This window comes from Enterobacter sp. UPMP2060 (assembly GCF_053709655.1).
Window position 1 is genome coordinate 34853 of the sequence record NZ_JBSKJQ010000008.1, and the last position, 19315, is coordinate 54167.

General features: G+C 57.5%; 17 protein-coding genes. 8 read left to right on the plus strand and 9 right to left on the minus strand.

Annotated elements, in window-relative coordinates; translation table 11 throughout:
- Nucleotides 1-17: 17 nt before the first annotated feature.
- From aroK to pilM, 6 genes are all read right to left on the minus strand, one after another.
- Nucleotides 18-539 (minus strand): shikimate kinase AroK, encoded by a 522-nt coding sequence (aroK, locus tag ACWKXN_RS15995; protein WP_003861630.1) that lies wholly within the window; start codon nt 537-539, stop codon nt 18-20.
- Between the two features lie 286 nt (nt 540-825).
- On the minus strand, nt 826-2049 hold the full coding sequence (hofQ, locus tag ACWKXN_RS16000) for a DNA uptake porin HofQ (protein ID WP_454544035.1): 1224 nt from the start codon (nt 2047-2049) through the stop codon (nt 826-828).
- Entirely contained in the window at nt 1976-2380 is a 405-nt protein-coding gene (locus tag ACWKXN_RS16005) for a HofP DNA utilization family protein (RefSeq protein ID WP_373226167.1), read from the minus strand. The genes hofQ and ACWKXN_RS16005 overlap by 74 nt, the downstream gene beginning before the upstream one ends.
- A complete protein-coding gene (locus tag ACWKXN_RS16010; RefSeq protein WP_454544009.1) occupies nt 2370-2825 on the minus strand; it encodes a HofO family protein in 456 nt (151 codons plus the stop codon). The genes ACWKXN_RS16005 and ACWKXN_RS16010 overlap by 11 nt, the downstream gene beginning before the upstream one ends.
- A gap of 3 nt (nt 2826-2828) precedes the next feature.
- Entirely contained in the window at nt 2829-3323 is a 495-nt protein-coding gene (locus ACWKXN_RS16015) for a PilN domain-containing protein (protein ID WP_047059815.1), read from the minus strand.
- Nucleotides 3320-4096, minus strand: a complete 777-nt coding sequence (gene pilM, locus ACWKXN_RS16020; protein ID WP_454544010.1) for a pilus assembly protein PilM — start codon at nt 4094-4096, stop codon at nt 3320-3322. Before pilM ends, ACWKXN_RS16015 begins: the two co-directional genes overlap by 4 nt.
- A gap of 120 nt (nt 4097-4216) precedes the next feature.
- Here pilM and mrcA point away from each other — a divergent pair, with 120 nt between their 5' ends.
- The gene (gene mrcA / locus ACWKXN_RS16025; RefSeq protein ID WP_039263080.1) at nt 4217-6769 is read left to right on the plus strand and encodes a peptidoglycan glycosyltransferase/peptidoglycan DD-transpeptidase MrcA; all 2553 of its coding nucleotides are present in this window, start codon (nt 4217-4219) and stop codon (nt 6767-6769) included.
- 88 nt (nt 6770-6857) lie between these two features.
- Here the strand turns inward: mrcA and nudE are convergent, their stop codons facing one another.
- Nucleotides 6858-7418 (minus strand): ADP compounds hydrolase NudE, encoded by a 561-nt coding sequence (gene nudE / locus ACWKXN_RS16030; RefSeq protein ID WP_008503041.1) that lies wholly within the window; start codon nt 7416-7418, stop codon nt 6858-6860.
- 324 nt (nt 7419-7742) lie between these two features.
- Here nudE and ACWKXN_RS16035 point away from each other — a divergent pair, with 324 nt between their 5' ends.
- From ACWKXN_RS16035 to pckA, 5 genes are all read left to right on the plus strand, one after another.
- Nucleotides 7743-9878 carry an intracellular growth attenuator family protein gene (locus ACWKXN_RS16035; RefSeq protein WP_033146817.1) on the plus strand — a complete coding sequence of 712 codons (2136 nt, stop codon included), beginning with the start codon at nt 7743-7745 and terminating at the stop codon, nt 9876-9878.
- Between the two features lie 67 nt (nt 9879-9945).
- Nucleotides 9946-10629: a GMP/IMP nucleotidase gene (gene yrfG, locus ACWKXN_RS16040; protein ID WP_454544011.1), complete on the plus strand. Its 684-nt coding sequence runs from the start codon at nt 9946-9948 to the stop codon at nt 10627-10629.
- A complete protein-coding gene (gene hslR, locus ACWKXN_RS16045; protein ID WP_029740483.1) occupies nt 10626-11027 on the plus strand; it encodes a ribosome-associated heat shock protein Hsp15 in 402 nt (133 codons plus the stop codon). The genes yrfG and hslR overlap by 4 nt, the downstream gene beginning before the upstream one ends.
- Before the next feature lie 17 nt (nt 11028-11044).
- Nucleotides 11045-11929 carry an Hsp33 family molecular chaperone HslO gene (gene hslO / locus ACWKXN_RS16050; protein ID WP_161495995.1) on the plus strand — a complete coding sequence of 295 codons (885 nt, stop codon included), beginning with the start codon at nt 11045-11047 and terminating at the stop codon, nt 11927-11929.
- 392 nt (nt 11930-12321) lie between these two features.
- Nucleotides 12322-13941, plus strand: a complete 1620-nt coding sequence (pckA, locus tag ACWKXN_RS16055) for a phosphoenolpyruvate carboxykinase (ATP) (protein WP_023309493.1) — start codon at nt 12322-12324, stop codon at nt 13939-13941.
- A 96-nt stretch (nt 13942-14037) separates the two neighbouring features.
- Here pckA and envZ read toward each other — a convergent pair whose 3' ends face one another.
- Nucleotides 14038-15384 (minus strand): two-component system sensor histidine kinase EnvZ, encoded by a 1347-nt coding sequence (gene envZ / locus ACWKXN_RS16060; protein WP_010436407.1) that lies wholly within the window; start codon nt 15382-15384, stop codon nt 14038-14040.
- Nucleotides 15381-16100 carry an osmolarity response regulator transcription factor OmpR gene (gene ompR, locus ACWKXN_RS16065; RefSeq protein ID WP_001157751.1) on the minus strand — a complete coding sequence of 240 codons (720 nt, stop codon included), beginning with the start codon at nt 16098-16100 and terminating at the stop codon, nt 15381-15383. The genes envZ and ompR overlap by 4 nt, the downstream gene beginning before the upstream one ends.
- 232 nt (nt 16101-16332) lie before the next feature.
- Between ompR and greB the strand changes: the two genes are divergently transcribed.
- Together greB and ACWKXN_RS16075 are read left to right on the plus strand one after the other, a co-directional pair.
- Nucleotides 16333-16806, plus strand: coding sequence for a transcription elongation factor GreB (greB, locus tag ACWKXN_RS16070; protein WP_014885539.1), 474 nt, complete (start codon nt 16333-16335; stop codon nt 16804-16806).
- 87 nt (nt 16807-16893) lie between these two features.
- Nucleotides 16894-19224 carry a Tex family protein gene (locus tag ACWKXN_RS16075; protein WP_454544012.1) on the plus strand — a complete coding sequence of 777 codons (2331 nt, stop codon included), beginning with the start codon at nt 16894-16896 and terminating at the stop codon, nt 19222-19224.
- The last annotated feature ends 91 nt before the right edge of the window (nt 19225-19315 follow it).

A 19315-nucleotide genomic window follows, 5' to 3' on the forward strand; every position in this document is an offset into this window, starting at 1 on the left:
TGTATATAAAGCCAGAATCAGTTGCTTTCCAGCATATGAATAATCTGGTTTGCAACCACTTTAGCGCTCTGGTCGTCAGTACGAATGGTCACGTCGGCAATCTCTTCATACAGCGGATTGCGTTCATCGGCCAACGCTTCCAGAACTTCGCGTGGTGGCGTTTCAACCTGCAGCAGCGGGCGCTTTTTATCGCGCTGCGTACGTGCCAGCTGTTTCTCAATGGTCGTCTCAAGATAGACCACTACGCCACGGGCGGAGAGACGGTTACGGGTTTCGCGAGATTTCACAGAACCGCCGCCTGTTGCCAGAACGATGCCCTGTTTTTCCGTGAGTTCGTTGATCACTTTTTCTTCTCGGTCACGGAAACCTTCTTCGCCTTCTACATCGAAAACCCAGCCCACATCAGCTCCGGTTCGTTTCTCAATCTCTTGATCAGAATCGTAAAATTCCATATTGAGTTGTTGAGCTAACTGACGCCCAATAGTGCTTTTGCCGGCACCCATAGGCCCAACCAGAAAGATATTGCGTTTCTCTGCCATTTTATCGGTACTACTAAGACTATTCGTTAATGGTAATTCCCGCTTCGCAGACACCCAGCGTAGCAGGACATGAACTGAAACCTCATATGCAATAGAGCGAGAGTCAGACTAAAAATTATCTCAATACTCCGGCTTGTTTGGCAACTGATTAAATCACCGCGCCGGGCGCATAAGGTAATAAGACGTAAGTCCAACTCAAATCGGTACTCCTTGTATGCTAATTCATGCCCCACGTCAAACATCTGCAACAAACTGAATGCAAAATCATTGCGGGGATCGTTACCCGTCAGCGAATACCGACCAGACGTGGTGTAATAAACACCACTAGCTCGCGCCGTTCATTATCCTTCCCATCGTGGCGAAAAAGCTGCCCAAGCCAGGGGATTTTCCCCAGCCCCGGCACGCTGTCGCTGCCAGTTTTGTTCTTCTGCGAAAAAATTCCGCCCAACGCCAGCGTTTCTCCACTTTTTACCTCCACCTGGGTTTCTATCTCCTGTTTGTCGATCGCCAGCGTTTCGCCGTCAGCCTGCTGCAGGACTTGTCCCGGCATATTTTCACTGATGTGCAATTTCAGGCGCACGCGCCCTCCCGGTAAGACCACCGGCGTGACCTCCATCCCTAATACCGCCTCTTTAAACTCAACGGAGGTTGCGCCGCTTTCGCCGCTTGAGACCTGATACGGAATTTCACTCCCCTGCTTGATGCTGGCCGGTTGCATATGCGAGGCCAGCAGCCGCGGGCTGGCGATGATATCGACCTGCTGTTTTTGCTCCAGCGCAGAGAGCTCCAGATCCAGCAGCCGACCATTGATCCGTCCGATGTTAAAACCCACGTGGCTGGTGGCGCTGGCGACGGAAAGATCGCTGCCAAGCGTGGTGAGCTGGCCAACCTTTCCCGCGTCGGCGGCGTCGGCGAGATTCCATTTCACTCCCAGCTCACGCAGGCTTTTTTCATTAATGGTCACAATATGCGCCGCCAGCTCGACCTGTTCGACAGGAATATCCATCTGAGCGGCCCAGCGCTGCAGCGTCTCCACCACCGTCTGGTTATCGCGAATCAGCAGCCGGTTGGTGCGTTTGTCGAGAGACAAACTTCCCTTTGGGCTCAGGAGTTTTTCAGCGTATTTTTGCAGCTCTCCGGCATCGGCATAGGAGAAAGCGAGGCTGTGAGAAACCAGTGGCGCCTCAAGCTGTCGACGCGTTCGCTCCTGTTCTGAGCGCTCCTGCTGTTCACGCTGCCAGGCCGCGGTATGCACATAAAAAATGCCGCCCTCCTCTCGCAAAACGAGGCCAGCACTGGTGACAACCGTCTGTAACGCTTGCCGCCAGGGGACGCGCGTCAGGTTGAGCGAAAGCGAGCCGCCGACGTCAGGCGATATCACCAGATTTCGGTTCTCCTGTGCGACCAGGCTCTGCAGCACCTGGACTACAGGCACGTCATCCACCACCAGCGTGACCGGTTTTGGCGCGGCGGCCCACAGCGGATGGCTGAACGCCATCAGCCACAGCATTATCCGTAAATTCATTCTTATCCGTTCCTTCTCGTTGCCACGTCCATGTTCCTGGTTCACATGTGTCACCCACATCAACAACCAGTTCCGTTTCATTGATGGCTGTTATCGTCCAGCCCGCCGGGAAGCGTTCATGCGTTTTCAGCCGGTACCAGCGCTTTTGCCCATCCTGTAAAATGCCGATAGCCTGCTGTCCTCCCACCATGCCGCGATAGCGCCACTGCGCCAGCTCGCCAATGGCACAGGGATCGTCCGGCGGGCGAAACGGATCGCGCATGCCGGTCAATAGCAGCGCTGAGCAAACCAGCAAATATCGCGCGCTATTTCGCATGTTCCAGCTCCAGCCGCAGGCGCAACGCTGTACCTTGTGGGGCAATCGCGAAAGCGGCGATCTGCACATCCCGCTGCGCCAGCCGGGAAAAAAGCGCCGGGAGAGCCTGCCACTCCACCTCCAGCATCAGTTCCCCTCCGTTCTGCAGCGGCTTCCAGTGAACCAGCGTCGCGTTATCACCCTGAAAATCGAGCGGGGAAAACGGCGTCAGCTCGCGTATTTCCGTTGTTTCCGTAAGAAACGGCACCTTTCTGACGACAGGCCATAACGCCGCGTTCGTCCTCGCGTCCTGAATCAGCTGTCGCTGTCGTTCAGCACACTGCCTGTCCAGCGGTCTGAGCAAGGTGCCCCACGCGGCCAGTCCTGCCAGGAGACTCCCCAGACACCAGAAAAGCACCCGATACCAGGGACGGCTTTCGCACCAGCGTTCTAACAGGGCATCCATGCGTTACCCCTCGCTTTTAAGATGGAGGGTGAACATCCAGCGCCCCTGGCTGTCCTGCCGAAGCTCACCCGCCGTTCCGGGCGTAAAACCCGCTATTTGGCCCAGCGCATCGCGCAGAGCAGACAGGGCTGGCAGGGTTATGGCATACCCACTCAACATCAGAGCAGGAGGCTGATAGCGAAGCTCTGTCAGCCAGACCTGTGAAGGAGTGGCGCGGGAAAGGGATTCCAGCACCGGCTGCCATGCGCGTTGTTGACGTGTCTGCGCTGGCTTCTGCGCCTGTGAGGCGAGTTTCTGCCGGGAGGCAAGCGCATGCTGCACGGTCTGCATTCCCGTCAGCTCCGTTTGCAGCGCGTGCAGCCTCATAACAGGGTTTATCCGCAGGCAGAAAATGATCGCGAACATCAACAGCACGGTGCCGACACACATTGCCCCCCAGAAACGCAGGCATCGTGCGCGCCGCTGCTGTCGCCAGGGCAGAAAGTTCATGAGGCTCATCCGGGCACCTCGCTCATGGCCAGCGCCAGCGCAACGGTATAATCAGCGCCGCAGTCCGGTAGCGGGGCCTGGCAGCGCTCCAGGATTTCCCACGGGTCACGTCGGTTATCAAACAGCGCGATGTCATCCGGACCAAGCGCCAGCAGCGCCGCCAGCTCGGCCACGCTTTCGGCTTCTGTCGTAAAGCGGCGTCCCCACTGGTGGCGCATCGCCCACAGCCACTGCCGGTCGTCGCGCCAGGCGACGCACGTCGCTGGCGCCACCGCAGGAAGAAGATTCGCCAGCGCGCTGGCATCCGGCGTAATGGCCACCAGCCGCAAACGCAGCGTTTTCGCCAGCGCCAGTAGGGTATCAACCTCGTTGTTTTGCGCGGCGGTCACGTGAAAGGTATTGCTGAAGGTATCCTGCGCGTAATCGAAACAGAGCGTATCGGCAGACATCTCCAGTTCGCGCGCGAGCGCCGCGCCAAGCCATGAGAGCTGCTCGCTGTCGCGCAGCGCAACGGTCGGGCGGGGGAGCGTCCGTTGCAGAGTGCGTGCTGCCGGGAAAGAGAGGAACACCCGATGGTAGTGCGGCAGCGTTTTGCGCCAGTCGCGTAACGCATCAACCAGCTGTTCTGGCTGACAAATTTTGCCGTCACGAATGATGCCCTCGTCCAGAGGAATCGCCCACCAGCGGCGCAAGCACCAGCCCGACTTCTCCCGGGCCAAGGCGACGATCTGCACCCTATCCTGTTGAATATGAACGCCCGTTTGCCATGTTTTGAAAGCCATGCTTCACGATCTCCTTATCGCCCGTCGGGTTGACGGCTATATCAATGAATCAGGCTTGCCTTTATACTACCGCGCGATTGTTTAGAAACTGCCCAAGTGAAACCAAATGGGAAATCTCCGGTGAAGTTCGTAAAGTATTTATTCATCCTTGCAGTCTGTTGCATTCTGCTGGGAGCAGGCTCGATATACGGTTTATACAAATATATTGAGCCACAGCTACCTGATGTCGCCACGCTTCGCGATGTGCGCCTCCAGATCCCGATGCAAGTCTATAGCGCCGATGGCGAGCTGATGGCGCAGTATGGCGAGAAGCGTCGTATTCCGCTGACCTTAAACCAAATCCCCCCCGTGATGGTGAAAGCCTTTATCGCCACGGAGGACAGCCGTTTTTACGAGCACCACGGTGTCGATCCGGTGGGGATTTTCCGTGCCGCGAGCATTGCGTTGTTCTCTGGTCACGCCTCTCAGGGGGCGAGTACCATTACGCAGCAGCTGGCGCGTAACTTCTTCCTCAGCCCTGAAAAGACGCTGATACGTAAGATCAAAGAGGTGTTCCTCGCGATCCGTATTGAGCAGCTGCTGAGCAAAGACGAAATCCTTGAGCTGTACCTCAACAAAATCTACCTGGGTTACCGCGCCTATGGCGTGGGGGCTGCCGCACAGGTGTACTTCGGTAAGCCCGTTGAGCAGCTCACCTTAAGCGAAATGGCAACCATCGCCGGTCTGCCGAAAGCGCCGTCCACGTTTAACCCGCTCTACTCGCTCGATCGCGCCACCGCGCGCCGTAACGTCGTTTTGTCACGTATGCTGAGCGAAGGCTACATCAGCCAGAGCGAGTACGACCAGGCGCGTAACGATGTCATTGACGCTAACTACCACGCCCCTGAGATCGCCTTCGCGTCCCCTTACCTGACCGAAATGGTTCGCCAGGAGATGGTGAATCGCTATGGTGACAAGGCCTACGAAGATGGCTATCGCGTGTACACCACCGTCACCCGTAAGGTCCAGCAGGCGGCTCAGGAAGCGGTGCGGAACAACGTGATGGACTACGATATGCGTCACGGCTATCGCGGCCCGTCAAACGTGCTCTGGAAAGTGGGCGAAAGCGCGTGGGACAGCAAAAAAATCACCAGTACGCTGAAGGCGCTGCCAACCTATGGTCCGCTCCTTCCTGCCGTGGTAACGCAGGCCGATCCTCAGGAAGCCGTTGCGACGCTCGCGGACGGTACGTCCGTCTCCCTGCGTATGGACGGTATCCGCTGGGCGCGTCCTTACCGCTCGGATACCCTGCAGGGCGCAACGCCGCGTAAAGTGACCGATGCAGTCCAGACCGGGCAGCAAATCTGGGTGCGCAAGGTAGGCGAATCCTGGTGGCTGGCGCAGGTGCCGGACGTAAACTCGGCCCTGGTCTCTATCAATCCACAGAACGGTGCCATCCTGGCCCTGGTCGGCGGGTTTGATTTCAACCAGAGCAAATTTAACCGCGCCACTCAGGCGCTGCGTCAGGTCGGTTCCAATATCAAACCGTTCCTCTACACGGCAGCGATGGATAAGGGCTTGACCCTCGCCAGCATCCTTAACGACGTGCCAATCTCCCGCTGGGATGCCGGTGCCGGTTCCGACTGGCAGCCGAAGAACTCTCCTGCGGAGTATGCCGGCCCAATTCGTCTCCGTCAGGGCCTGGGACAGTCGAAAAACGTGGTGATGGTGCGCGCCATGCGCGCAATGGGCGTCGACTATGCCGCAGAGTATCTGCAGCGCTTCGGTTTCCCGGCGCAGAACATCGTTCGCACCGAGTCGCTGGCGTTAGGCTCCGCCTCGTTTACGCCGCTTCAGGTCGCACGCGGGTACTCGGTGATGGCCAACGGCGGCTTCCTGATTGACCCGTACTTCATCAGCAAGATCGAGAACGACCAGGGCGGCGTGCTGTTCGAAGCGAAGCCGAAAATTGCCTGCCCTGACTGCGATATTCCGGTGATTTATGGCAATACGCCGAAATCCGAGGTGCTTGAGAATAAGGACATGGAAGACCCTGCCGTGTCTCAGGAGCAGCAGAACGGCGTCGTGCCGCAGCCGCAGCTCGAGCAGGCTAACCAGTCGCTGGTGGCACAGACCGGCGCGCCGGAGTATGCCCCGCACGTGATCAACACGCCGCTGTCGTTCCTGATCAAAAGCGCGCTGAACACCAACATCTTCGGTGAACCGGGCTGGCAGGGCACAGGCTGGCGCGCAGGGCGCGATTTGCAGCGTCATGACATCGGCGGTAAAACGGGGACAACCAACAGCTCGAAAGACGCGTGGTTCTCCGGCTACGGCCCGGGCGTGGTAACATCGGTCTGGATCGGTTTCGACGATCACCGCCGTGACTTAGGTCGTACAACGGCCTCCGGCGCGATTAAGGATCAAATTTCCGGCTACGAAGGCGGAGCGAAGAGCGCGCAGCCGGCCTGGGACGCCTACATGAAGTCCGTTCTTGAAGGCGTGCCGGAGCAGCCGTTAACGCCACCGCCAGGCGTGGTGACGGTTAATATCGACCGCAGCACCGGTCAGCTCGCCAACGGCGGTAATAGTCGCGAAGAGTATTTCATCGAGGGCACGCAGCCAACCACGCAGGCGGTGCACGAGGTGGGGACAGAGATTATTGATAACGGCGAGACGCACGAGCTGTTCTGACAACAAAGCAAAACGGCAACCTCTGGTTGCCGTTTTTGTGTTTGCTCCCTCTTCCCGTGGGAGAGAGTTGGGATGGGGCATCAGGCCATTACAGCCGCCCCTGCCCCTTCAACCACTCCCGTACCAGGAACAGCGCGCTCACGTTGCGAGCCTCATTAAAGTCAGGGTCTTCAAGCAGATCCATCAGGTGCGCTAACGGCCAGCGAACCTGCGGCAGCGGCTCCGGCTCATCCCCTTCCAGCGATTCAGGATAGAGGTCTTCAGCCACCACGATATTCATTTTGCTGGAAAAATAGGACGGCGCCATGCTCAGCTTTTTCAGGAATGAAAGCTCATTCGCACCGAAGCCGACCTCTTCTTTCAGCTCGCGGTTTGCCGCTTCAAAGACGGTTTCACCCGGGTCGATAAGCCCTTTCGAGAACCCAAGCTCGTAAGATTCCGTTCCCACAGCGTATTCGCGGATCAAAATCAGATGATCGTCGACAATGGGAACAATCATCACCGCTTCGCGCGAAGAGGGGCGCATACGTTCATAAACGCGACGCACACCGTTGCTGAACTCCAGGTCCACACTTTCGACATTAAACAGGCGCGATTTGGCGACAGTTTCAACATTCAGAATGGTGGGTTTTTGTAATGGTTTGCTCATCTTGATGGGTCTTAGCAGTGAGAACTGGCGTTATTGTGCGATATGCCGCACGGTTTCGGCAATGTCAATCGTTCTTTATTTACATTTATGCAACGTATCAGGGATCAATCCTCAATTCAAAACAAATGTCAAGAGGTTGAAATGTTTCCAGGAATTTGCTGATATCGCGCCATAACAGGCTTTGCTATCATCACCGGTCACTGGGATGCGCTTCAGAATGCTCAAGTTCGACTCCATACTTGCCGATAGCCAGCCACAGACTCTCATTCAATGTAAAGGTGCTACTGACTACACCTGTAAGAAGATAAGTAAGATGGGGAAAGCATGAGCACCATTTTGATTGTTCTCGCTGCTATGCTGGCCGGCGCGTTGGTTGCAGGGTGGTTGTACAGGCGCCGCGTACAGCGCCGTTATCGTCTGCCTTTTTTAAACGCATTTGCGGGTGCGAGCACGCGTAAACTCACGCAGGACGAGCGCGATGCGGTTGAAAACTATCTCGAAATCCTGAACCGTACTCAGTTAACGCCTGGGCCAACGGGAGCCACCGCTGCGCCCGTCGCGCTAAAGCTGAATGCGCAAAGTGATACCGTGCTGTGCGTGACGCGCTCCATCACGCGCTATGGCATCACCACTGATGACCCCAACAAATGGCGCTATTACCTTGATTCCGTCGAAGTGCATCTGCCCCCGTCCTGGGAGCAATACATTAATGACGAAAACAGCGTTGAGCTGATTCACACCGATTCGTTGCCTCTGGTAATCACGCTTAACGGCCATACGCTGAATGAATACCTTCAGGAAGCCCCGCGTTTTGCGCTGGAGCGCGCGAGTTCAACGCAGGCGTCCATTCGTGGCGAAGAGACAGAGCAGATCGAACTGCTGAACATTCGCCAGGAAACGCATGAAGAGTACGCCCTGAGCCGCCCGGACGGCATCCGTGAAGCCATTCTGATCGTTGCTGCCTTCCTGCTCTTTTTTATCTGCCTGCTGACGCCGGATGTGTTTGTCCCCTGGCTGGCTGGCGGCGCGGTGCTGCTGCTGGCCGGCGGGCTTTGGGGTCTCTTTGCTCCACCGGCTAAAACCTCGTTGCGCGAGATCCACTGCCTGCGCGGGACGCCAAAGCGCTGGGGCCTGTTCGGTGAAAACGATCAGGAGCATCTCAACAATATCTCGCTCGGTATTATCGACCTGATCTACCCGCGTCACTGGCAGCCGTGGATCGCACAGGATTTAGGGCAGAAAACCGATATTGATATCTACCTTGACCGCCACGTTGTGCGTCAGGGGCGCTTCCTGTCTCTGCATGATGAAGTGAAAAATTTCCCGCTTCAGCACTGGCTACGCAGTACGGTCATTGCCGGCGGCGCCGCGCTGGTCTTAGCCATGCTGCTGCTTTTCGTGCCGCTGGATATGCCCATTAAATTCACCCTGTCGTGGATCAAAGGGGCGCAAACCATTGAAGCGACAAGCGTCAACAAACTGGATGAAGCCGGTGTACGCGTGGGGGACACGCTGCGCCTGAAGGGAACCGGGATGTGTAATATTCACACCCCGGGGGCGTGGAACACGCGTCAGAGCTCGCCGTTCATGCCGTTCGACTGTTCGCAAATTATCTGGAACGACGCGCCGCCGCTGCCGCTGCCGGAATCCGAAGTGGTGAATAAGGCCACGGCTCTCACCCAGACGGTTAACCGCCAGCTGCACCCGAAACCGGACGATGATTCGCGCGTCAGCCCCGCGCTGCGCTCGGCCATTCAGAAATCAGGCATGGTTCTGCTGGATGATTTTGGTGACATCGTCCTGAAAACGCAGGATTTATGCTCCTCTCAGGATGAGTGCATACGCCTTAAAAACGCCCTGGTAAACCTGGGGAACAGCAAAGACTGGGACTCGCTGGTAAAACGCGCCGAAGCGGGACGACTGGATGGCGTTAACGTGTTGCTGCGTCCGGTGAGCGCGGAATCGCTGGATAACCTGGTCGCCACCTCGACGTCGCCGTTCATGATGCGCGAGACCACCCGTGCGGCTCAGGCGCTGAACAGCCCGGCGCCGGGCGGCTTTGTGATAGCAAGCGATGAAGGCAGCGACCTTGTCGATCAGCCCTACCCGCAGGTTGCGCTTTATGACTACCCGGCACAGGAGCAGTGGAGCCAGTTCCAGCGCCTGGCGCAGATGCTGATGCAAACGCCGTTCAGCGCCGAAGGGATTGTCACGAGTATTTATACCGACGCCAACGGCACTCGCCATATCGGCCTGCACCGGATGCCGGATAGCGCAGGCTTGTGGCGTTACATCGGCACCTCTTTGCTGATGACCGCGATGCTGATCGCCATTTTCTGGAACGGCTTTATGGCCCTGCGCCGCTACCAGCGCTCGCGCACCCGGCTTGCAGACATTCAGCAGTATTATGAAAACTGCCTCAATCCAAAGCTGATCCCCTCGTCTGAGAGCCTGATCTGATAACGTCGTTGCGCGGCAAGATGTGCTACCCTGTCGCGCACGTTTCTTCTGGCTGGAGTTACCCGTTATGCATCTTGATATCGCCTGGCAGGAGGTAGATACCGTTCTGCTGGATATGGACGGCACGCTGCTCGATCTCGCCTTTGATAACTATTTCTGGCAAACGCTGGTTCCTGAAACCTATGGCGAGCAGCAGGGGATCTCCCCGGCAGAAGCGCAGGCATTCATTCGTTCGCAATATAGCGCGGTGCAACATACGCTAAACTGGTACTGTCTTGACTACTGGAGCGAGCGCCTCGGTCTGGATATTTGTGCCATGACCACCGCCCAGGGCCCGCGCGCCGTTCTGCGCGAGGATACCGTGCCCTTTCTGGATGCGCTGAAAGCGAGCGGCAAGCGCCGTATTTTGTTGACCAACGCGCATCCACATAATCTGGCGGTGAAGCTGGAGCATACAGGTCTGGCGTCGCACCTTGATTTATTACTTTCCACCCACACATTTGGTTATCCGAAAGAGGATCAGCGGTTGTGGCATGCGGTGAGGGAAGAGACGGGTTTGCAGCCAGAACGTACGTTGTTCATTGATGACAGCGAGCCCATTCTGGATTCCGCGGCAAGGTTTGGCATTCGCTACTGTCTGGGCGTGACCAATCCTGACTCTGGCCTGGCTGAACAAAGCTATCTGCGCCACCCTGGGCTGAACGACTATCGCAAGATGATCCCCTCACTGACCGTGAAGGAGACGCCATGAAAGAAAAACCCTCTGACGGGGTAAGACTGGATAAATGGCTGTGGGCAGCGCGTTTTTATAAAACTCGCGCCCTCGCCCGCGAGATGGTTGACGGCGGAAAAGTGCATTACAACGGCCAGCGCAGCAAACCAAGCAAGCTGGTTGAGCTGAATGCCACCTTAACGCTGCGGCAGGGCAACGATGAACGTACGGTGGTGATTAAAGCCATTACCGAACAGCGTCGACCTGCAGCGGAAGCCGTACTGCTTTATGAAGAGACGGCGGAGAGCATTGAAAAGCGCGAGAAGACCGCGCTGGCGCGCAAAATGAACGCGCTGACGATGCCCCACCCGGACCGGCGACCGGATAAAAAAGAGCGTCGCGATCTGATGAAATTTAAACACGGTGAGACTGATTAACCTCACCCGCACGAGAGATGAAAATGGCCCAACACGACCAATTACACCGCTATCTGTTTGAACAATTCGCCGTGCGCGGCGAGCTGGTCACCGTATCCGAAACCTGGAAACAGATTCTGGAAAACCACAACTACCCGCTGCCGGTGAAGACCCTGTTGGGCGAACTGCTGGTTGCCACCAGCCTGCTGACGGCGACGCTGAAGTTTGCCGGTGATATCACCGTGCAGCTGCAGGGTGACGGCCCGATGACGCTGGCGGTGATCAACGGCAATAACCAGCAGCAGATGCGCGGCGTGGCGCGCGTTCAGGGCGACGTGCCTGAAAATGCAGACCTCAAAACGCTGGTGGGTAATGGCTACCTGGTGATCACCATCTCCCCTGAGGAAGGTGAGCGCTATCAGGGCGTGGTGGGTCTGGAAGGCGATACCCTGGCAGCCTGCCTGGAAGATTACTTCATGCGTTCTGAACAGCTGCCGACGCGTCTCTTCATCCGCACCGGTGAAGTGGACGGTCAGCCTGCTGCGGGCGGTATGCTGCTGCAGGTTCTGCCTGCGCAGGACGCACAGACCAATGACTTTGAGCACCTGGCGACGCTGACCGAAACCATCAAAGCGGAAGAGCTGTTCAATCTGTCGGCGACCGACGTGCTGTGGCGTCTGTACCACGAAGAAGAAGTGACGGTTTACGATCCGCAGTCCGTGGAATTTAAGTGCACCTGCTCACGCGAGCGCTGTGCTGGCGCATTGAAAACCCTGCCGGATGAAGAGATCGACAGCATCATGGCGGAAGACGGCGAAATTGATATGCACTGTGACTACTGCGGTACGCACTACGTGTTCAATTCGATGGATATCGCTGAGATCCGCAATAACGCCTCCCCGGCGGATCCGCAGGTTCACTAAACCTCTTTCCCCTCTCCCTAACCCTCTCCCCAAAGAGGAGAGGGAACTTGAACCCCCTCTCCCCTTCGGGGAGAGGGCTGGGGTGAAGGGTAAAAAACTCCCCCCAAGCTGAATCGTTTTCCTTATGTAACTCTTACGTAATTTTCTTACGTGTATGCGATTACATTCACATTCTTTCCGATAAAATCACCACTCTTTAACCTTTTCGGAACATTTTCCCCAACCAAAAAGCGATTCCTGCGATAATCCGCCTGCGCTGTGACTGGAGTCGCAGCGTTTTCCGTTAGTAAGGGTTTTGTCCAGATGCGTAAATCTATGAGCCCCGTCGCGGTTAACAACCTCAGAAAAACCCTACAATTTCAGGCAGTACATATTGGCTAAGGAGCAGTGATATGCGTGTTACTGGTTTAACCCCGCAAGATCTCAAGGCTTATGGTATTCACGACGTCCAGGAAATCGTCTACAACCCCGACTACGATACGCTGTATCAGGAAGAGCTCAATCCAGCACTGGAAGGATACGAGCGTGGTGTGTTGACGAATCTTGGTGCTATCGCCGTCGATACCGGTATTTTTACCGGTCGTTCGCCGAAAGATAAGTATATCGTCCGAGACGAAACCACCCGCGATACGCTGTGGTGGGCTGACAAGGGCAAAGGGAAGAACGACAACAAACCGCTCTCCCCGGAAACCTGGCAGCACCTGAAAGGGCTCGTCACCCATCAACTTTCCGGCAAGCGTCTGTTCATTGTCGACGCTTTTTGCGGCGCTAACGCCGATACCCGTCTCTCCGTGCGTTTTATCACTGAAGTGGCCTGGCAGGCGCATTTCGTGAAAAACATGTTTATTCGTCCAACCGACGAAGAGCTGCAGGATTTCACCCCGGATTTCATCGTGATGAACGGTGCGAAATGCACTAACCCACAGTGGAAAGAGCAGGGTCTGAACTCCGAAAACTTTGTGGCCTTCAACCTGACCGAGCGTATCCAGCTGATCGGCGGTACCTGGTACGGCGGCGAAATGAAGAAAGGGATGTTCTCGGTCATGAACTACCTGCTGCCGCTGCGGGGCATCGCCTCCATGCACTGCTCGGCTAACGTCGGTGAAAAAGGCGACGTGGCGGTATTCTTCGGCCTGTCCGGCACCGGGAAAACCACCCTGTCCACCGATCCAAAACGTCGCCTGATTGGCGATGACGAACACGGCTGGGATGACGACGGCGTATTCAACTTTGAAGGCGGCTGCTACGCGAAGACCATTCGCCTGTCTGAAGAGGCCGAGCCTGATATCTTCCACGCGATCCGTCGCGATGCGCTGCTGGAAAACGTCACCGTGCGTGCCGACGGCTCCATCGACTTCGACGATGCGTCGAAAACGGAAAACACCCGCGTCTCTTACCCGATCTACCACATCGACAATATCGTGAAGCCGGTGTCAAAAGCGGGTCATGCCACGAAGGTCATTTTCCTGACCGCGGATGCGTTCGGCGTGCTGCCTCCGGTGTCTCGCCTGACGGCCAGCCAGACGCAGTATCACTTCCTCTCCGGTTTTACCGCCAAGCTGGCGGGTACCGAGCGCGGCGTGACGGAGCCAACCCCAACCTTCTCCGCCTGCTTCGGCGCGGCCTTCCTGTCGCTGCACCCGACGCAGTACGCTGAAGTCCTGGTGAAACGCATGCAGGCATCCGGCGCGCAGGCATACCTGGTGAACACCGGCTGGAACGGTACCGGCAAACGTATCTCCATCAAAGATACCCGCGCGATTATCGACGCCATTCTGGATGGTTCTCTGGACGACGCCGAAACCTTCACGCTGCCGATGTTTGACCTGGCGATCCCTACGTCGCTGCCGGGTGTGGATACGCATATCCTCGACCCGCGCAACACGTACGGTTCTCCAGAGCAGTGGCGCGAGAAGGCGGAATCTCTGGCGAAGCTGTTTATCGAGAACTTCGAGAAGTATACCGATACCCCGGCGGGTGCTGCGCTGGTGAGCGCGGGACCGAAGCTGTAGGTCAAAGCAAAAAGGCAACGAAAGTTGCCTTTTTTAATGTTTTCTCCCTCTCCCGTGGGAGAGGGCCGGGGTGAGGGCATCAGGCCGCACCTTTTTTTAACCCTCTTTCACCTGCCCCCGCGTCACCGGTACCGGCAGCCAGGCGCGAATGCTCAGCCCACCCCGCTCGCTGGTGCCAATCTCCAGCAGTCCGTTGTGGTTATCGATAATACGCTGAACAATCGCCAGGCCTAAGCCCGTGCCGCTGGTGCTGCGCGCGCTGTCGCCGCGCACAAACGGCTGGAACAGATGCTTACGCTGCTCGGGCTTGATGCCCGGACCGTCGTCTTCCACCTGGAACCAGGCGCGGTTGAGTTCAGACCCGCTGCTGACTTTAATCCAGCCATTGCCGTAGCGCGCCGCGTTGACCACCATATTCGCCACTGCACGTTTGATGGAGAGCGGGTGCATGCGTACCTGAATTTCACCCGCCTGCAGGTCGGTATCAATCTCGCGCTCGTAGCCGCTTTCCGCCGCCACCACTTCGCCCAGCACCGCGTTCAGATCCGCCATCTCCATCGGCATCTCCTGCCCGGTGCGCAGGTAGTCGATAAACTGCTCGATGATGGCGTTACACTCTTCGATGTCCTTGTTAATGGACTCGGCGAGATAACCGTCCTCTTCCCCCATCATCTCCGTCGCCAGACGAATACGCGTTAGCGGCGTGCGCAGGTCATGGCTGACGCCCGCCATCAGCAGCGTACGGTCATCCGCCAGCTGCTTCACGCCTGCCGCCATATGGTTAAACGCGCGCGTCACCGAACGGACTTCCGAGGCGCCATACTCGCGCAGCGGAGGTGGAATAATTCCTTTACCGACCTGCAGCGCAGCGTGCTCCAGGTCGACCAGCGGTCGGTTCTGGATACGGATAAATAGCCACGCGCCGCCTATCGCCAGCAGCATAATCGCCAGGGTGTAGCGGAACAGCGGCGAGAAGTCGCCCTGATGGATTTCGGTCAGCGGAACGCGCACCCAGATATTGGGTGACAGCCAGGTTTTCAGCCAGACGACGGGCGAGCTTTTGTTGACCTCAACGCGCACTTCCGTTGGGCCGCCCAGCTGCTGCGCCATCTGCTGGCTGAGGAATTCGTAGTGCTGCGCCCAGCGCAGGCCAGCGTCTTCCGCCGCTTCGTTGGAGTAGAGCGAAATGCCCAGCTCACGGTAGATTTCACGGCGAAACGCCGGGGGAACGACGAGCTGCGTGCCGTCCTCCAGCTGCAGTTTGTCGGTCATCAGCATACGGACTTCGTAGGCCAGGACCTTATTAAACTGCTGGAGGCTCGGCAGGATCGCAAAGTTCAGCACCACCAGATAGGTCGTCACCAGGCTGACGAACAGCAGGGTGACGATCAGCAACAGGGTGCGGGCAAACGAGCTACGCGGCGAGAAGCGCATTCGCCTCATGCTTTAGAGCCGTCCGGGACGAACACGTAGCCCAGACCCCATACGGTCTGAATATAACGAGGATGCGCAGGATCTTCTTCCACCATGCGGCGCAGGCGGGAGATCTGCACGTCAATGGAGCGTTCCATTGCGGAGTATTCGCGACCGCGCGCCAGGTTCATCAGCTTGTCGCGGGAAAGCGGTTCACGCGGGTGGCTGACCAGCGCTTTCAGAACCGCAAACTCGCCGCTGGTGAGCGGCATTGGCTCATCTTCACGGAACATCTCGCGCGTGCCGAGGTTCAGCTTGAACTTGCCGAAGGCAATGACGGCTTCTTCCTGAGACGGTGCGCCAGGCAGTTCGTTCGCCTGACGGCGCAGCACAGCGCGAATACGCGCCAGCAGTTCACGCGGGTTAAACGGTTTTGGAATGTAGTCATCTGCGCCGATTTCGAGGCCGACGATACGGTCAACTTCCTCACCCTTCGCCGTCACCATGATGATCGGCATCGGGTTGCTCTGGCTGCGCAGACGGCGGCAAATAGAAAGCCCGTCTTCGCCAGGCAGCATCAGGTCGAGAACCATCAGGTGGAAAGATTCACGGGTCAGCAGACGGTCCATCTGCTCAGCGTTCGCGACGCTACGAACCTGGAAGCCCTGCTCGGTCAGATAACGCTCCAGCAGCGCGCGCAGGCGCATGTCGTCATCCACGACCAGAATTTTGTAGTTCTCTTGCATTGTGTGTACTCCCAAAGGTTCGGATAGTCTTTGTAACAGCGTATTCTAAAAAAGTGCACGTATTCGACCAGTTAATTCTGGTATAAATTCTAGTCGAAATTGTTACAAAGCATATTTAACAGCAGCTTATCTGCTCATTTCATCACATAAATCATTATTAATCCTGTCTGTTACACTGTGCGGTACGTATTGTGCGCAAGACAGTTAACCGGCAGGCAGCAAAGGCTTTACCATGAAAACGCCCCTGATCACCCGCGAAGGGTACGAAAAGCTCAAAAAAGAGATGGATTACCTCTGGCGCGAAGAGCGTCCTGAAGTAACCAAAAAGGTGACCTGGGCAGCAAGCCTGGGCGATCGCAGCGAAAACGCTGACTACCAGTACAACAAAAAGCGGCTGCGCGAAATTGACCGCCGGGTTCGCTACCTGACGAAGTGTCTCGAGAATCTCAAAATTGTCGATTACTCCCCGCAGCAGGAGGGCAAAGTGTTCTTCGGCGCGTGGGTGGAGATTGAAAACGACGATGGCGACACTCTGCGTTTTCGCATTGTCGGCTACGATGAAATTTTTGGTCGTAAGGACTACATCTCCATCGACTCCCCGATGGCCCGCGCGCTGCTGAAAAAGGAAGTAGGCGATCTGGCCGTCGTTCAGACTCCAGCCGGTGAAGCCAGCTGGTACGTCAATGAGATCGTCTACGTAAAATAGTCCGAGAGCGCCCTCCCCGGCTGGCATTTTGCCGTGTCAGCCCGTATAACTATCCCCTGATTTTTCGACTCAACAGATGATAAAGCCATGATGAAAGATTCGCTCTGCCGCATTATTGCGGGTGATATTCAGGCCAGAGCCGAACAGGTAGAAGCTGCCGTTCGCCTGCTTGATGAAGGGAACACCGTGCCATTTATTGCACGCTATCGTAAGGAAGTCACCGGCGGTCTGGATGACACGCAGCTGCGTAACCTCGAGACCCGTCTGGGCTATCTGCGCGAGCTGGAAGAACGTCGTCAGGCGATCCTCAAATCCATCGGCGAACAGGGCAAGCTGACCAGCGAGCTTGAAAGCGCCATCAACGACACCCTGAGCAAAACCGAACTCGAAGATCTCTATCTGCCGTACAAACCGAAGCGCCGCACGCGCGGGCAGATTGCGATTGAAGCGGGTCTTGAGCCGCTGGCCGACCTGCTGTGGAACGAGCCGTCCCACGATCCGGAAACCGAAGCTGCCAAATTTATCGACGCCGACAAAGGCGTAGCGGACACCAAGGCCGCCCTCGACGGCGCGCGCTACATTCTGATGGAGCGCTTCGCCGAAGACGCCGCCCTGCTCGCTAAAGTGCGTGATTACCTGTGGAAGAATGCCCACATCGTCTCTACCGTCGTCGCGGGTAAAGAGGAAGAAGGCGCGAAATTCCGCGACTACTTCGATCACCACGAACCGATTTCTACCGCCCCTTCACACCGCGCGCTGGCGATGTTCCGCGGCCGCAACGAAGGCGTGCTCCAGCTCTCCCTGAACGCTGACCCGCAGTTTGACGAGCCGCCGAAAGAGAGCCACTGCGAGCAGATCATCATCGACCATCTCGGCCTGCGCCTGAACAACGCCCCGGCGGACAGCTGGCGCAAAGGCGTGGTGAGCTGGACCTGGCGCATCAAGGTGCTGATGCACCTCGAAACCGAGCTGATGGGCACCGTGCGCGAGCGCGCCGAAGATGAAGCGATTAACGTCTTCGCCCGTAACCTGCACGACCTGCTGATGGCCGCCCCTGCAGGCCTGCGCGCGACCATGGGTCTCGATCCGGGTCTGCGTACCGGCGTGAAGGTCGCTGTGGTTGACGGCACCGGCAAGCTGGTGGCGACCGATACCATCTATCCGCACACCGGCCAGGCAGCGAAAGCGGCCGTCGTGGTGGCGGCGCTGTGCGAAAAATACAATGTGGAGCTGGTTGCCATCGGCAACGGTACGGCTTCACGCGAAACCGAGCGTTTCTACCTCGACGTGCAGAAGCAGTTCCCGAAAGTGACGGCACAGAAAGTGATCGTCAGCGAAGCGGGGGCATCCGTCTATTCTGCGTCCGAGCTGGCGGCCCAGGAGTTCCCGGACCTGGACGTTTCCCTGCGCGGTGCGGTCTCTATCGCACGCCGCCTGCAGGATCCGCTGGCGGAGCTGGTGAAGATCGACCCGAAATCCATCGGCGTGGGCCAGTATCAGCACGACGTGAGCCAGACTCAGCTGGCGCGCAAGCTGGATGCGGTGGTGGAAGACTGCGTAAACGCCGTCGGCGTTGACCTGAACACCGCTTCCGTTCCCCTGCTGACCCGCGTGGCGGGCTTAACCCGCATGATGGCGCAGAACATCGTCGCCTGGCGTGATGAGAACGGCCAGTTCCAGAACCGTCAGCAGCTGCTGAAGGTGAGCCGTCTGGGGCCAAAAGCCTTTGAGCAGTGTGCGGGCTTCCTGCGCATCAACCATGGCGATAACCCGCTGGATGCCTCCACCGTGCACCCGGAGGCGTACCCGGTTGTGGAGCGCATTCTGGCCGCCACCCAGCAGGCGCTGAAAGATCTTATGGGTGACAGCAGCGCCCTGCGCAACCTGAAAGCCGTTGATTTCACCGATGACAAATTTGGTGTCCCCACCGTCACCGACATCATCAAAGAGCTGGAAAAGCCGGGCCGCGATCCGCGTCCTGAGTTCAAGACGGCGACCTTTGCTGACGGCGTGGAAACCATGAACGACCTGCTGCCCGGCATGGTGCTGGAAGGCGCGGTGACCAACGTCACTAACTTTGGCGCGTTTGTGGATATCGGCGTGCATCAGGACGGTCTGGTGCATATCTCTTCCCTTGCCGACAAGTTCGTTGAAGACCCGCACACCGTGGTTAAAGCGGGTGACATCGTGAAGGTCAAAGTGCTGGAAGTGGATCTGCAGCGCAAGCGTATCGCGCTGACCATGCGTCTGGACGAGCAGCCGGGCGACACCAGCGCGCGCCGCGGCGGCAATGGCGGTGGCCGCGAGCAGCAGCGCCCGGCCGCAAAAGCGGCAAAACCGCGCGGACGTGATGCTCAGCCTGCAGGCAACAGCGCGATGATGGATGCGCTGGCGGCAGCGATGGGTAAGAAACGCTAAGGCTGTCAATGCCCCTCACCCTAACCCTCTCCCCAAAGGGGAGAGGGGATCGCACGGTGCAGTCTTTCCCCCTCGTCCTCATGGGTGGGGG

Excerpts from the sequence above, each read along its gene's own strand:
- envZ (WP_010436407.1), bottom strand. The coding sequence starts at position 15,384 with ATGAGGCGAATGCGCTTCTCGCCGCGTAGCTCGTTTGCCCGCACCCTG.
- ACWKXN_RS16005 (WP_373226167.1), bottom strand. The coding sequence starts at position 2,380 with ATGCGAAATAGCGCGCGATATTTGCTGGTTTGCTCAGCGCTGCTATTG.
- greB (WP_014885539.1), top strand. The coding sequence starts at position 16,333 with ATGAAAACGCCCCTGATCACCCGCGAAGGGTACGAAAAGCTCAAAAAA.
- ACWKXN_RS16035 (WP_033146817.1), top strand. The coding sequence starts at position 7,743 with ATGAGCACCATTTTGATTGTTCTCGCTGCTATGCTGGCCGGCGCGTTG.
- ACWKXN_RS16010 (WP_454544009.1), bottom strand. The coding sequence starts at position 2,825 with ATGGATGCCCTGTTAGAACGCTGGTGCGAAAGCCGTCCCTGGTATCGG.
- yrfG (WP_454544011.1), top strand. The coding sequence starts at position 9,946 with ATGCATCTTGATATCGCCTGGCAGGAGGTAGATACCGTTCTGCTGGAT.
- ompR (WP_001157751.1), bottom strand. The coding sequence starts at position 16,100 with ATGCAAGAGAACTACAAAATTCTGGTCGTGGATGACGACATGCGCCTG.
- nudE (WP_008503041.1), bottom strand. The coding sequence starts at position 7,418 with ATGAGCAAACCATTACAAAAACCCACCATTCTGAATGTTGAAACTGTC.
- pilM (WP_454544010.1), bottom strand. The coding sequence starts at position 4,096 with ATGGCTTTCAAAACATGGCAAACGGGCGTTCATATTCAACAGGATAGG.
- hslO (WP_161495995.1), top strand. The coding sequence starts at position 11,045 with ATGAAAATGGCCCAACACGACCAATTACACCGCTATCTGTTTGAACAA.
- ACWKXN_RS16015 (WP_047059815.1), bottom strand. The coding sequence starts at position 3,323 with ATGAGCCTCATGAACTTTCTGCCCTGGCGACAGCAGCGGCGCGCACGA.
- hofQ (WP_454544035.1), bottom strand. The coding sequence starts at position 2,049 with ATGCTGTGGCTGATGGCGTTCAGCCATCCGCTGTGGGCCGCCGCGCCA.
- aroK (WP_003861630.1), bottom strand. The coding sequence starts at position 539 with ATGGCAGAGAAACGCAATATCTTTCTGGTTGGGCCTATGGGTGCCGGC.
- pckA (WP_023309493.1), top strand. The coding sequence starts at position 12,322 with ATGCGTGTTACTGGTTTAACCCCGCAAGATCTCAAGGCTTATGGTATT.
- ACWKXN_RS16075 (WP_454544012.1), top strand. The coding sequence starts at position 16,894 with ATGATGAAAGATTCGCTCTGCCGCATTATTGCGGGTGATATTCAGGCC.
- hslR (WP_029740483.1), top strand. The coding sequence starts at position 10,626 with ATGAAAGAAAAACCCTCTGACGGGGTAAGACTGGATAAATGGCTGTGG.